General features: G+C 36.0%; 13 protein-coding genes and 1 rRNA gene. 4 read left to right on the top strand and 10 right to left on the bottom strand.

All coding sequences use genetic code 11. The features are described from left to right. A 16S ribosomal RNA gene (locus tag ACTQ5K_RS13245) occupies positions 1-95 on the bottom strand; the annotation flags it as partial. A 275-nt stretch (positions 96-370) separates the two neighbouring features. Beyond that, positions 371-604, bottom strand: coding sequence for a hypothetical protein (locus ACTQ5K_RS13240; protein ID WP_109769273.1), 234 nt, complete (start codon positions 602-604; stop codon positions 371-373). A gap of 143 nt (positions 605-747) precedes the next feature. Here ACTQ5K_RS13240 and pdaB point away from each other — a divergent pair, with 143 nt between their 5' ends. Beyond that, positions 748-1,497, top strand: coding sequence for a polysaccharide deacetylase family sporulation protein PdaB (pdaB, locus tag ACTQ5K_RS13235; RefSeq protein WP_031539636.1), 750 nt, complete (start codon positions 748-750; stop codon positions 1,495-1,497). 204 nt (positions 1,498-1,701) lie between these two features. Further along, complete coding sequence (gerD, locus tag ACTQ5K_RS13230) at positions 1,702-2,271, top strand: spore germination lipoprotein GerD (RefSeq protein WP_031539633.1); 570 nt, start codon at positions 1,702-1,704, stop codon at positions 2,269-2,271. A 66-nt stretch (positions 2,272-2,337) separates the two neighbouring features. On the opposite strand, the gene ACTQ5K_RS13225 is transcribed toward gerD, so the two are convergent. Together ACTQ5K_RS13225 and cwlD are read right to left on the bottom strand one after the other, a co-directional pair. Beyond that, a complete protein-coding gene (locus ACTQ5K_RS13225) occupies positions 2,338-3,393 on the bottom strand; it encodes an Mrp/NBP35 family ATP-binding protein (RefSeq protein WP_109769272.1) in 1,056 nt (351 codons plus the stop codon). A gap of 254 nt (positions 3,394-3,647) precedes the next feature. Further along, on the bottom strand, positions 3,648-4,367 hold the full coding sequence (gene cwlD, locus ACTQ5K_RS13220; protein ID WP_035416706.1) for an N-acetylmuramoyl-L-alanine amidase CwlD: 720 nt from the start codon (positions 4,365-4,367) through the stop codon (positions 3,648-3,650). 217 nt (positions 4,368-4,584) lie between these two features. Between cwlD and ACTQ5K_RS13215 the strand changes: the two genes are divergently transcribed. Further along, entirely contained in the window at positions 4,585-5,862 is a 1,278-nt protein-coding gene (locus tag ACTQ5K_RS13215) for an MFS transporter (protein WP_048717749.1), read from the top strand. Beyond that, the gene (locus tag ACTQ5K_RS13210) at positions 5,816-6,427 is read left to right on the top strand and encodes a TetR/AcrR family transcriptional regulator (RefSeq protein WP_031539625.1); all 612 of its coding nucleotides are present in this window, start codon (positions 5,816-5,818) and stop codon (positions 6,425-6,427) included. Before ACTQ5K_RS13215 ends, ACTQ5K_RS13210 begins: the two co-directional genes overlap by 47 nt. A 38-nt stretch (positions 6,428-6,465) precedes the next feature. Here the strand turns inward: ACTQ5K_RS13210 and ACTQ5K_RS13205 are convergent, their stop codons facing one another. The 6 genes from ACTQ5K_RS13205 to ACTQ5K_RS13180 form a co-directional block, all read right to left on the bottom strand. Next, the gene (locus ACTQ5K_RS13205) at positions 6,466-6,906 is read right to left on the bottom strand and encodes a DUF2521 family protein (RefSeq protein WP_031539622.1); all 441 of its coding nucleotides are present in this window, start codon (positions 6,904-6,906) and stop codon (positions 6,466-6,468) included. Positions 6,907-7,213: 307 nt separating this feature from the next. Beyond that, positions 7,214-8,443 (bottom strand): glutamate-5-semialdehyde dehydrogenase, encoded by a 1,230-nt coding sequence (locus tag ACTQ5K_RS13200; RefSeq protein ID WP_441132312.1) that lies wholly within the window; start codon positions 8,441-8,443, stop codon positions 7,214-7,216. Positions 8,444-8,496: 53 nt separating this feature from the next. Further along, positions 8,497-9,624, bottom strand: coding sequence for a glutamate 5-kinase (gene proB, locus ACTQ5K_RS13195; RefSeq protein ID WP_441132310.1), 1,128 nt, complete (start codon positions 9,622-9,624; stop codon positions 8,497-8,499). Positions 9,625-9,645: 21 nt separating this feature from the next. After that, on the bottom strand, positions 9,646-10,488 hold the full coding sequence (gene proC, locus ACTQ5K_RS13190) for a pyrroline-5-carboxylate reductase (RefSeq protein ID WP_031539614.1): 843 nt from the start codon (positions 10,486-10,488) through the stop codon (positions 9,646-9,648). A 364-nt stretch (positions 10,489-10,852) separates the two neighbouring features. After that, on the bottom strand, positions 10,853-11,761 hold the full coding sequence (locus ACTQ5K_RS13185) for a sensor histidine kinase (protein ID WP_031539612.1): 909 nt from the start codon (positions 11,759-11,761) through the stop codon (positions 10,853-10,855). Positions 11,762-11,780: 19 nt separating this feature from the next. Further along, positions 11,781-12,452, bottom strand: a complete 672-nt coding sequence (locus tag ACTQ5K_RS13180; protein WP_031539611.1) for a response regulator transcription factor — start codon at positions 12,450-12,452, stop codon at positions 11,781-11,783. Positions 12,453-12,461 lie beyond the last annotated feature (9 nt).

The raw sequence follows: 12,461 nt of genomic DNA, 5'->3' as shown, positions 1-12,461 counted from the left end.
TAACTTTAAAAGCAAGCTTTTAAAGTCCGCTCGACTTGCATGTATTAGGCACGCCGCCAGCGTTCGTCCTGAGCCAGGATCAAACTCTCCAATAAAGAGTTGATTAGCTCAAATGCTAAACTCTAGCTTTTTATTACTTATTGTCATTCTATAACATTCGTTATAAAACGATTATTGTTGACGTTTGTTTGTTCAGTTTTCAAAGAGCAATTTACTTAGCCGCTCAATAAGCGACTTTACTAATTTAACACATTCTCTTTCAGGAGTCAACAACTTTTTAAAATTTATTTTTTCGTTGTTTCCACTCTGTCGAAGTGACGTTTACTAATATACCAAGATAAATAAAAATCGTCAACTGTTTTTTATAATTTTATATTTTTTCATCTAACATCTTATTTTCCGACAGGATATAAGTTAAACAATCCTTCGGGGCTGCAACTCTTTTTAACAAAGAAAACAAATCCTTATATCTTTCTATCATTGCTTTTTTAACAGAGAGATCAATTCTTTTATCTCCCAAATCCAGTAGTATTTCATCTAATTCCCTTTTAATTAGATATTCAATCTCTTTTACTTCTTTTTTATTTAATAATAAACCAATCATTACTGTCCCTCCTGATGCATAGCCTCATTTTAGTCTCTGTATTATGTACTAGTTTTCCTTTTTTTATAAAAATTTTTGTAATTAATTTTACTTTTCCTACATAAGAATGAGACGAGCAGTAAAGTGGACGAGGTGACAAACAGATGAATTTCTTTTATGTGCTGAACAGTAAATCCGTAAAGCAATTCGCATTAATTCTTGTAGTATCCTTCTTTACAGCCTGGTTTTTGTATGTTGAAAATATTGTCCAGATCCCTGTGTTTTCCTCCAAGGATGGACCTAAGGCTGTATATAAAGGAGAAAAGGGAGTCGCCCTAACCTTTAACATTGGATGGGGAGACAAAAAAGCAGAACCTATTCTTGATATTTTGAAAGAAAAGAAAGTTAACGCAACGTTTTTCCTGGCAGGTTCATGGGCAGAAAGACACCCTGAACTAGTAAACAGAATGGTAAAAGAAGGTCATGAGATTGGAATTTTAGGCTATGACTATGTAGATTATTCAGAGGTAAAAGAAGAAAAAATAAGGCAAGATTTATCGAAAGCCAAAACTGCATTTGAAAAATTAAAGATCGATAATATCGCGCTCTCCCGCGCTCCAACTGGTCATTTTAATCAATCTGCTTTAACCATTGCAGATCAATACGATTATACTTTAGTTCACTGGAGCATTGATTCAAAGGATTGGACAAATCCTGGAACAACACAAATTATTAAGAAGGCAGGATCTGCTAAAAAAGGAGATATCGTATTATTGCACGCTTCTGATTCAGCGAAGCAAACCGCAAATGCTCTTCCTGAAATTATAAAGAAATTACAAAAAAAGAATTTAGAATTTGTTACTGTTTCAGAGATGATTTCTAATGCTGACTCCAAGTCAAAAGAAGTACATTAACGCATTAAGCTGTTTCTATAAAGTTAAACGATTTACAGTAACTAACTTACTTTAGATAGTTACTCAAAAAACTCGGGTAACTTTTTTACAGAAACAGTTTTTTCTTTTTCCATATACCAATATCTTTTCCTTTACATTAGGAATAAAAAATAAAAAAGAATCCATTCTACTTAATAGATATCTTTAACGAAAGAGGTAATTGTCATGCTAAAAAAAGGGATTACCCTCCTACTAATCATTTCTTTATTAAGTGGATGTTCAGATAGTGAAAGTTCTCAACAAATGGACTATGACCAAACAAAGAAAATGGTTGTAGATATTTTGAAAACGGATGATGGGAAAAAGGCGATAAGAGAAGTAATGGATGACGAAGAGATAAAACAAAATTTAGTAATGAATGAAAAAGCAGTAACAAGCACGATAGAAAAAACACTGGTTTCCGAAAAAGCGGCTGACTTCTGGAAGAAAGAGTTCCAAGATCCTGAGTTTGCTGAAACAATGGCAAAAAGTATGAAGACGGAAAACGAAAAATTGATAAAAAATCTAATGAAGGATTCTGAATATCGGAAAATGATGGTCGAGTTATTACAAGACCCTTCCTTAGAAACAGAAATGAAAAACATTTTGAAAAGTACAGAATACAGAGAGCATATCAAACAAATACTACAAGAAACAATGGAAACACCTGAATTTAAGTCTAAGTTTAAAGAAATGCTTGATAAAGCAGCCAAAGAAGCCTCTTCCTCCTTCATTTCCGAAAAACATAAAATTTAAAATAAGGTACCTTCATCGAGGAATATACGTTCCTTTTGAAGGTACCTTTTTCAATCTTTTTTGTAATCAGCTTTCAACTTTATTCCCTGATTTCTCTAGCACTCCTATTATTCGTTCAGCGATTTCTTGATATTTTCCGCCAATAGGATGTTTTTCTTGATAGACAGATGGAGCAAAATCCTCTTCATTCCAATCGGGCTGTCCTAATGGCAGCTCTCCTAAAATTGGAACTTCCAAATCATTAGCTAATTTCTTACCTCCACCTTTGCCAAATACATACTCTTTTTCCCCTGTTAGGCTACTTTCAAAATACGACATATTTTCAATAACTCCGAGGATTTCATGATTTGTTTTCATGGCCATAGCACCTGCACGAGCTGCGACAAAAGCTGCAGTTGGATGGGGAGTAGTAACGATTATTTCTTTACTTGTAGGAAGCATGGTGTGAACATCTAGCGCAACATCGCCTGTTCCAGGTGGTAAATCTAATAATAGATAATCTAGTTCTCCCCACTCTACTTCTTCTAAGAAGCTTGTTAGCATTTTGCCAAGCATAGGACCTCTCCATATAATTGGTGTATTATCCTCTACAAAGAATCCCATAGAAATAACTTTTACCCCAAATCGCTCGACTGGAATGATTCGTTCCTTTATTACTTCAGGTCTTTTGGTGATACCCATCATATCTGGAACACTGAAACCATATATATCCGCATCCAACAATCCAACTTTTTTCCCTAATCTAGCTAATGAAACCGCTAAATTGACAGAAACGGTAGATTTCCCTACCCCCCCTTTGCCACTGGCAACAGCAATATAAGTAGGCTTTTTCTCCGTAGCTTCTGATTCCTTCCATACTTCCGCAACGAGTGCGCTTGATAGTTCCGCAAATCGTAATCCTACACTTTTTATCCCCTTTTCCTTAAGCGCACTAACGATTTCATTTTGCAACTCTATTTGATAAGCAGAACCAAGCTTTGCAACGGCGACCTTTAAACTTGCATGTTCTTTTTCTTCATCCCATTTAACATCTTTCACTGCGCCTAATTCTAGCAATGATTTATGTAAAAAAGGATCGATCATATTCTCCACTATCTTCTCGATTTCTTCTTTTGTTATCATGACACAATCCCCTCTCCTGTTTTACTAACAGTATAGCATAAATTCAGATATCGTTTACATTCTGAAAATTCTAACGCTCAATAAAATAATACGAACCATTTAAACTTTCCGTTAAGTCGACTTCCCACCTACATTACTCATTTATCACAGTAAGTGGTGAGCACCGTACTAGTCGTTAAGAGCGGGAAAAAGAGATTTATTTCCCGGGAATATGAATTAATAGGCATAAATAAGAATAGAGACGTAATTAGTCTCTATTCTTCTACTTCCAATTCCTCTTCATTCGTAAAATAACGATTTACTCCTTTATAGATGGACGCTGCGATTTTTTCTTGATAATCTTCCTGCATAAGATTCGCCTTTTCTTGTGGATTTGATAAGAAACCTACCTCTACTAGTACTCCTTGTTTCTCTGCATATTTTAGTATGTATACACTCTCTAGCGGTTTAGCCTTTCGAGTTGTATTCTCTAAATTATCAATTAACTCATCTTGAATGAATTTAGCCGCTCTAGCATTCCCTTCCAATTGAGCTGAATAAAAAGTTTGTGCTCCACTCCATTTTGATGAGGGTATTGCATTTAAATGAACACTCAAAAATAAATCTGCATCCGATTTATTGATGATATTGATTCTCTCCTTTAAATCCTCCACTTTTCTATTACGATATCCTTTTGTACTTTCACTCGCTAAATCCTTATCTTCTTCTCTCGTCATAATTACTAAGGCACCTTGCTCCTGTAAATAATCACGAAGCTTTAAAGAGACCTTTAATGCGATATCCTTTTCCAATACTTCGTCATCTCCCGCACCACCATCTGGCCCTCCATGTCCCGGATCGATAACAATCACTTTTCCGGTCAATGGTAAATTCCAGGCATCCCATGAATCATCATTTGAGAAATCGAATTGTAATATAAAGAAAAGAAGTGCTAACCCCATGATATATATGCTTATCTTCCACTTTTTACTCACAGTCTCCCTCATTCCCCCTATGCCCGTCCTTATTCTTACTATATGGGGGAACAAGAAATTTTAGAACAGCAAGTCCTCTTGCTTCCTAGATTACTTCGACCATATTATCTACAAAAAAATACCTATTTTTCATTATAGGTATTGATTAAACGACATAGGTGTCGTTATAATACATATATAAACGACATCAATGTCACTTTAAAAAGGAGGAATTTTTATGCTTTCTGGATTATTAAAAACGAACGGATTTAAAAGCCTTATAGCAGCTCAGATTATTTCAGGTTTAGGTGATTGGTTAAGTATTATAGCTATTATGACAATGGTTGGACTAAAATGGAATGCCACTCCAATCGAAGTATCTCTTATTATGTTATGTCTTGCCTTACCCATGGTCTTTCTTGGACCTATAGCTGGTGCTTTTGCTGATCGTTTTAATCGCAAGCTATTAATGATTTTATCTGACCTTATTCGAGCAGGACTGATTTTATTATTGGCCACCGCAGATAGTATCCTCACCGTCTATATCTGCTTATTGGCAATTGGAACCATATCCACTATCTTTATCCCTTCAAAAAACGGGAAACTAAAAGAATTAGTAGACAATCACCATATAAAAAGTGCTATTTCCATTACCACAATGATTGATTCTGGCACCAAAATATTAGGACCATTATTAAGTGGGATGTTAGTTTCATTCTTAGAGGTAAAAACCATTTTCTATCTCGATTCTTTCTCCTTTCTTTTCTCCGCATTGTTACTCCTATTCCTTCCAAAGGAAAAGTCTCGAGTAACTACTGTCTCTACTGAAATTAAAAAGGGGATTAAACCTTCTTTTAGGAAAGATTTAGCGATAGGGATAAAATTCATTACATCCAATCTTTTCATGTTAACAGGAATGATCTTTTTGGGTCTGAGCCTCCTTATCTTACAACTGGCAGATTCACAACTCATCATTCTAATAAGAGAGCTTGAACTAGCCTCCAGTAATTTATTTGGCTATATTGTAACAGCGTCTGGAACAGGGATGTTTTTATCTGGCTATATTCTTGCTAAAAAAACAGATTATCAACCTTTTATATCTATGCTTTTTGGTGTTTGTGGAATTGGGATTAGTTTTGGTATGATGTCTTTATTCACTTATTTCAACGTTAGTCATCCTAATCTATGGGGTTCAGCATTCGGATTTCTTGGTGGATTCACTGCGACGTATGTTTTAGTTCCCTACCAAGCATACATTCAAGCCATTACACCTGTGCAACTTACCGGAAGAGTCTTTGGTGTCATTAATAGCGTTACGACTACTGCCACTATTATCGGCCCATTGCTTGGAGGATGGCTATCCACTATTTTAGGAGTCTATATAACATTTCTGGTAAGTGCATGCTTGTTAATTTTGGCAGCTATTATTGGATGGGTAACTAGAAATAGATTAGATCGGGGGGAGAAAATTGACTCCAAAAGTCAGTCAAAAGCATCTGGAACAGCGACGAGCTAATATCCTTAAAGCAGCTAAGAATGTCTTTATTGAACATGGATATGAAAAAACGACAATGAGACACGTAATGGAGGAAGCCGGTGTTAGCAGAGGTGGTTTATACCAATATTTCTCCAATAAAGAAGACTTATTCGAAGCCATTTTAGCAGAAAACCTATCTTCCGAAGTAATAAATTTGGAAGAACTACTACACACAGAAATAGAATCTTATTGGCAGTTACTTTTATCCTATATTATCGATGAAAGTCCTGCATCAGAAAATGAAATCGATCCTTTAGCACCGAGTATTTTAGAGTTTTTTGTTACAGGAAGGAATGATATTAGGAGAAGAGAATACGCCAAAAAAAGATATGAGCTTGCCTTGAAGCTTTATGAAGAAATTATTAAAGCAGGACAGAAAAAGGGAGAATTTAATCAAAACTTTAATAGTAAAACTATCGCGCAATCCATTATTACTTTTACTGATGGACTTGCACTTGATTATGCTATACTCCCACCTAAAGATGTAAATCTTAAAGAACAAGCCACGCTTTTTGTAGAGTATCTGAAAATACTTTTAAAATAATATCCACCATAAGATAAAAGGTGGCAGTACTGCCACCTTTAATGAAGCCTAAGCTTTCTTCTTTTATTTGCTTTCTGAACTCCTTCTAACCACCATTCATCCACGAATTGTTCACATAAGTAGTAAAGTGATTCATTTTTATTGCTTTCCTCACTTCCCCAATAAAGTAGAAAGTGGTAAAGTGTTTGCTTTAAATGATTATCCTCTTCCTTGCATCTATTTTTTATAGCTTGAATATCTTCACCATATTCACTAAATTTACTGTAATTTGCTCCTAGCAGAAAGGCTTCTATCGCAACATCATAACAAGCCTCTTCTATTCCCTCATTCATTAAAACACTTGAAGTCAAGTTTGACGAACCAAAATAGCGAGCTACCTTTTCTTTTAACTCTTTAATAGATATTTCCTTAAGAACGGCTCTTTCGTATTTTATTTGTTTTTCTCGTTTTTTTATATCAAAGCTTGTAATGACTGCCAATTGACTTCACCTCTTGGTGTTATTTTTCAACCAACAGGAAGGGACCATACTAGCCCAACAAGCCTTTTGCTATCCAATTGAAAGAATAGTTGCTATTTGAGTGTTTTCTTACCATTTTTCATCCAGTAAATACAAAGAAAACGTTCTATCCCTTGTTTATGTTTTCTTTATATAAAATAGGCTTTAGTTCTATATCACTTAGAGCTTGCCTTTTACTTAATGTGGTTTTGATATAAGCATAAATCACCTTATAATCATTAAAACCCTAAACATTATAGACAAAAAAACTCTCCCTTTCTAGATTTACCTATCTTATTTGCCCATTTCCACTCATCATATATTTTACCGTTGTTAGTGCAGGTAGCCCCATCGGTCCACGTGCATGAAGTTTCTGTGTAGAAATTCCAATCTCTGCACCAAATCCTAACGCTCCTCCATCAGTAAATCTGGTGGATGCATTATGATAAAGGGCCGCCGCATCTGTTAACTGCATAAATTTCCTTGCCGTATGTTGATTCTCTGTAATAATCGCTTCAGAATGCTTCGTTCCATACCTATCAATATGCTCTATTGCCTCATCTAGACTATTCACTATTTTTACGGCAATCTCTAAGCTTAAATACTCTTCAGCCCAATCCTTTTCTGTAGCCGGAACAACGCCTGGTAATTCCTTACAAGCCATTTCATCCCCATGAATGAGAATACCATTCGCTGCAAGTGTTTGAGCTAGATCCAATTTATATTTAGCTAGAAATTCTTGATGGATAATCAATGTTTCAGCAGCATTACATACAGCAGGTCGATCCGTTTTCGCATTGACGATAATGTCGAGTGCTTTTTTCAAATCGGCTTCTTTGTCTACATAAAGATGGCAATTTCCTACACCTGTTTCTAGTACAGGAACAGTTGCATTTTCCACTACGGTTTGAATAAGGGATCCGCCTCCCCTTGGAATAAGTACATCTATATGCTCTTTCATCGTAAATAGTTGTTTTGTAGCATTTCGATCTGTTGAAGAAATAAATTGCACTGCTTCTTTTGGAATAGCCGTTTTCTCCAAGGCCTTATGCATAACCTCAACAATTGCCATATTAGAATGAATAGCGGAAGATCCTCCCTTTAAAATGATGGCATTTCCTGACTTAAGCGCTAATCCCGTCGCATCGACTGTAACATTGGGACGAGCTTCATAGATCATTCCTATAACCCCAAGAGGAACACGTATTGTCTCAACTCTTAGGCCATTTTCTAACGTCCAGTTTGATAAAACATCCCCTACCGGATCTGGTAATTCTGCCACTACACGAAGCCCTTCGGCAAAATCCTTAATTCTACTTTCATTCAGAGCCAAGCGATCCATAAAGGCCTTCTCAAAACCACTCGCTTTGCCATTTTGTAAATCTTTTTCATTGGCTTCTAAAATAAAGGCTAGCTGCTTTACTAATTCGTCAGCAACAACATTTAGTGCTTCATTTTTTTCATTTGTGTTTAGAATACTTATTTTTTTCGCAGCCTTTTTCGCAGCGATTGCTTGCATTTCAACGATTTGATAATCTTCCACTATGGATGTCACTCATCTGCCTCCTCTTTTTATACAACTTCTGATGCTATATAGTTACGAGAATAAACAAAGGTTGATTGCTCAATTGCAATATTTTCCTTTTCTACCTTTTCTTTTAGCTCTAAATAAGAAAAGTTCACTCTACCTAATCCAATTTCCTCTTGATGTTCATCTACGATTCTCACAACGGCTCCTTGTTCAAAACGTCCATCCACCTTCACTATATTCTCAGCAAGTAAATCCTTATGTTTCTCAATCATCTCTTCTTTCCCTGTAGTACTTACTACAATTTTTCCTTCAGGTCCAGAATGAAAAGCAATCCACTGTTGTTCGTCACATAAGTTATAGGCATTTTGCTTCTGTCTAAAATAAGTTCCTTTTGCTGTACCATTCACCGCATCCATTAAAATATTAGGCTTTCCTGCTCTTCCTAAAAAAGCGTCTATACCAGAAGCTAATGCGATTTTCATTGCAGCAATTTTAGATTTCATTCCACCTGTTCCTACTTCACTATCTGCTCCGCCTGCTGAAGACTCTATTTTAGAAGTAATGGTTTGAACCTCTTCTAACATCTTTGCTTGTGGATTCCTATGCGGATTATCGGTATACAATCCATCTACATCTGATAAGATAATGAGCTGGTCCCCATGAATGAGAGCTGCTACTTTAGCCGAAAGTGTATCATTGTCCCCAAATTTCAAGCGATCAATTGTAACCGTATCATTTTCATTAATGATTGGAATAATTCCTCTATTCAACAATACATTTAACGTATTTTTCATATTGGTATATCGCTTCTCATCCGTAAAATCACCTCGTGTGATTAATATTTGGGAAGCAACGTATCCATGAGATAAAAAGAGTTCTGAGTAAGATTCCATTAATAGTCCTTGACCGATAGAAGCCGCCGCCTGTTTTTCTGGAAGCGAGGTCGGACGCTTTATACACCCAAGCTTTCGATACCCAGCAGCTACCGCACCTGAGGAAACCACAGCCACTTCATAACCAGCATCCTTCAGCTCCACAATTTGCTCTACTAATTTCTCGAGTTTTTTGCGGCTTATTTCTCCATGCATGCTAGTTAGGGAACTGCTTCCGATCTTAATTACAACTCTTTTTATCTGTTTATCTTGCTCTTGCCAATCCTCTGTTAACATTCTTTTCCTCCTATTTTTCCATTAAGAATTAATTTTTGCACCACCAAGCTCCACGCTTATCTCTTGGGATCGACTTGCTGCATGTTTGATTGCTTGGGATATGGCCTCTCCGCCTTTATAATCAGCTAAAGCTTTCAAGCCAGAGGCGGTTGTTCCATTTGGTGAAGTTACATTTTCTCTTAGGATAGTAGGTGATGTTCCTTTTTCCATTACCATTTTCGCTGCTCCATAAACGGTTTGTGACACGATTTCTCTAATTAGTTCTTTTGGCATCCCATATTGCAAACCAACAGACTCCATATGTTCCATCAAGTAATAAAAGTATGCTGGTCCACTTCCTGCAATTCCAGTAAAGAGGTCCATCTGCTCTTCTTCTATCACAAAAACTTTTCCTAAACATTGCAGCAACTCTTTTACCGCTTCGATGTTTTCTGGTTTGGTATGTTGCCCACTTGTTAAAGCTGTTGCCGATTGCTGTACCATACTTGAAGTATTTGGCATCACACGAATCACTTGCTGCCCTTCCTGTAAATGGTCTTCCATGAAAGTTGTTGTTATGCCAGCTAATACAGAAATTACTACTTGATTTGGATTTAGCTTATCCTTTAACGATTGAAATGCTTCTCTCGCTCCTTTCGGCTTCATCGCCAAAATAAACAAGTCAATCTCCCTGTATGGTAATTGTTCTTTTTGAACAGTTCTTACATCATATTTATTCGCTAATTCTTGTAAACGATTATTATTACTATTATTGGTTACAATTATTTGGTTGGAGGGAAGTTTCTCAGCTTGAATAGCTCCAGCGATCATTGCCTCTGCCATCGAGCCTGCCCCTATAAATGCTACTGTCTTTCCTTTTAACATCCACATCCTCCTATTTTTTCATTTTCATTCCACATTCACTCTGGAACATTTCTTATCGTAACATGCTCATATTTTGTTTCAAGGGGAGAGGGTCAATTGATGAGGATAAGGGCGAGATAGTGAAAATGATGTAACATTGATTACCTAAGTTCATCTAAAACGGGATAATCCTGTTTCTCGGCATGAGAAGAGGAATTACAGATATTAACCAAATTCTTGAGTGACACCATCTGACATATACTATCAAATATCGATTTTGCTTCTTTACTTGACGAATTTTATTTTTATAAAAAACGCCCAAAGAATTGAGAGTCTTCCCTATAAAAACTAATGACAATGCAAGGATACAAATCGATTGTTGCCTTTATTCTTCAATCCCATTAATAGGAAAATACATTTTAAGAATAAACCAATTATCTTGTAGCTCCGCTTCCATTTTCCCATTCATCTTTTCAACTAATTTTTTGGATAAATATAAACCTAATCCACTTGCTTCCGTGTTAGTTCTACTACTGACCTCTGTATAGAAACGCATAAAGACTTTTTCTATTGCAACTTTACTATCTCGTTTAATATCGTTTTTGATGCGTAAAACCAGAAAATCTTTTTCCATGCTATAGCTAATAACCGCTGTACTCTTGGCATAGCGAAGTATATTTTGAACGATATTATGAAGGACACGTGTCGCGATTAACTTGTCCGTAATAATTTTTCTGTCCTTTATTTCATCAGGAAATTGGAGTTCAATTTTCTTCTCCTCCAATTGCTCATAAAAGGATAAAAAGATTTCTTCCACTAAATGAGATAGAGAAATGGATGTTAGTACTATTTCTTTTTGATTTGTTTCAATACGGGCTAGGTCATAAAATTGTTCCGTCATTTCAATCAGTCGTTTTACAGACTGCTCGATAATCGCTACATAGTGTTTCCTCCGCATCTCATCATTCGTCGCATGTAAAAGTTGCACATAACCATTTATGGATGTGAGCGGTGTCCGTAAGTCGTGAGAGAGTCCTGCTATTGATAATTTCACATTTTCTTCCATTTGTTTCGCTAGACGATTCTTATCTTCAAACACATTAATCATTCGATTCAATTCATCTACTAACTCTAACAAAGTTTTTTCCCGGAAATCGAGAGAGAGTCTACTTCCAAAACTAGCACGAGCGGGAAGATTATGGACGTCCTGTTTCAACTTTCGCAGTTCTCTTTTTAAAAAGTAAAGATAAAAAAGAAGCGCCAATGTTAGGAAGAAAAATACCCAGCCCCACATAACATTCACACCTCCTTTGTTAGTCAAATTTGAAGCCTATGCCCCATATTGTTTTAATATAATGTGTATCTCTTAAGTTGAGCTTATTTCGTAAATTACTGATATGCATATTAATCGTTTTATCACTATCAAAGTATGGTTCATTCCAAACACTTTCATAAATATTGGCACGGCTAAATACCTTTTGAGGATTTTCTAAAAAAAGTAAAAGTATTGCATATTCACGTCCAGTAAGGTGAATAACTTGATCATTTAGTGTTACTTCACGTGTTTCCAAATCAATGCTGATGTTCTTGTATTGAATTTCTTTCTTATTATCCCAAGAATCCTTGATTGCATGACGTAACTGAATGTGAATCCTTGCAAGTAGCTCCTTCACATCAAATGGTTTTGTCATATAATCATCCGCTCCACTTGTCAAAAGCTCCAGCTTCGTATCTTGATCATTTTTAGCTGAAATCACTATTACAGGAATGTTTGTATTATGCCGAATTTGTTGAAGGAATTCTTCTCCATTCATTCCTGGAAGCATTAAATCTAATAAGATTAAATCCATTTGCGCTTGTTCGAATAGTAATTTCCCTTCAGTCCCTGAATATGCACTGAGTGTTTTAAAACCATTCAATTCCAACGCCTCTTTTATAAGTGAATGAATGGCCATATCGTCTTCCATGATTAATATCGTTACCATCTCTACCTA

The organism is Niallia sp. Sow4_A1, from assembly GCF_052116745.1.
Lineage (GTDB): Bacteria > Bacillota > Bacilli > Bacillales > Cytobacillaceae > Niallia > Niallia hominis.
This window is presented reverse-complemented; position numbering and strand designations above follow the sequence as displayed.

Excerpts from the sequence above, each read along its gene's own strand:
- ACTQ5K_RS13240 (WP_109769273.1), bottom strand. The coding sequence starts at position 604 with ATGATTGGTTTATTATTAAATAAAAAAGAAGTAAAAGAGATTGAATAT.
- pdaB (WP_031539636.1), top strand. The coding sequence starts at position 748 with ATGAATTTCTTTTATGTGCTGAACAGTAAATCCGTAAAGCAATTCGCA.
- gerD (WP_031539633.1), top strand. The coding sequence starts at position 1,702 with ATGCTAAAAAAAGGGATTACCCTCCTACTAATCATTTCTTTATTAAGT.
- ACTQ5K_RS13225 (WP_109769272.1), bottom strand. The coding sequence starts at position 3,393 with ATGATAACAAAAGAAGAAATCGAGAAGATAGTGGAGAATATGATCGAT.
- ACTQ5K_RS13215 (WP_048717749.1), top strand. The coding sequence starts at position 4,585 with ATGCTTTCTGGATTATTAAAAACGAACGGATTTAAAAGCCTTATAGCA.
- ACTQ5K_RS13200 (WP_441132312.1), bottom strand. The coding sequence starts at position 8,443 with ATGCAAGCAATCGCTGCGAAAAAGGCTGCGAAAAAAATAAGTATTCTA.
- proB (WP_441132310.1), bottom strand. The coding sequence starts at position 9,624 with ATGTTAACAGAGGATTGGCAAGAGCAAGATAAACAGATAAAAAGAGTT.
- proC (WP_031539614.1), bottom strand. The coding sequence starts at position 10,488 with ATGTTAAAAGGAAAGACAGTAGCATTTATAGGGGCAGGCTCGATGGCA.
- ACTQ5K_RS13185 (WP_031539612.1), bottom strand. The coding sequence starts at position 11,761 with ATGTGGGGCTGGGTATTTTTCTTCCTAACATTGGCGCTTCTTTTTTAT.
- ACTQ5K_RS13180 (WP_031539611.1), bottom strand. The coding sequence starts at position 12,452 with ATGGTAACGATATTAATCATGGAAGACGATATGGCCATTCATTCACTT.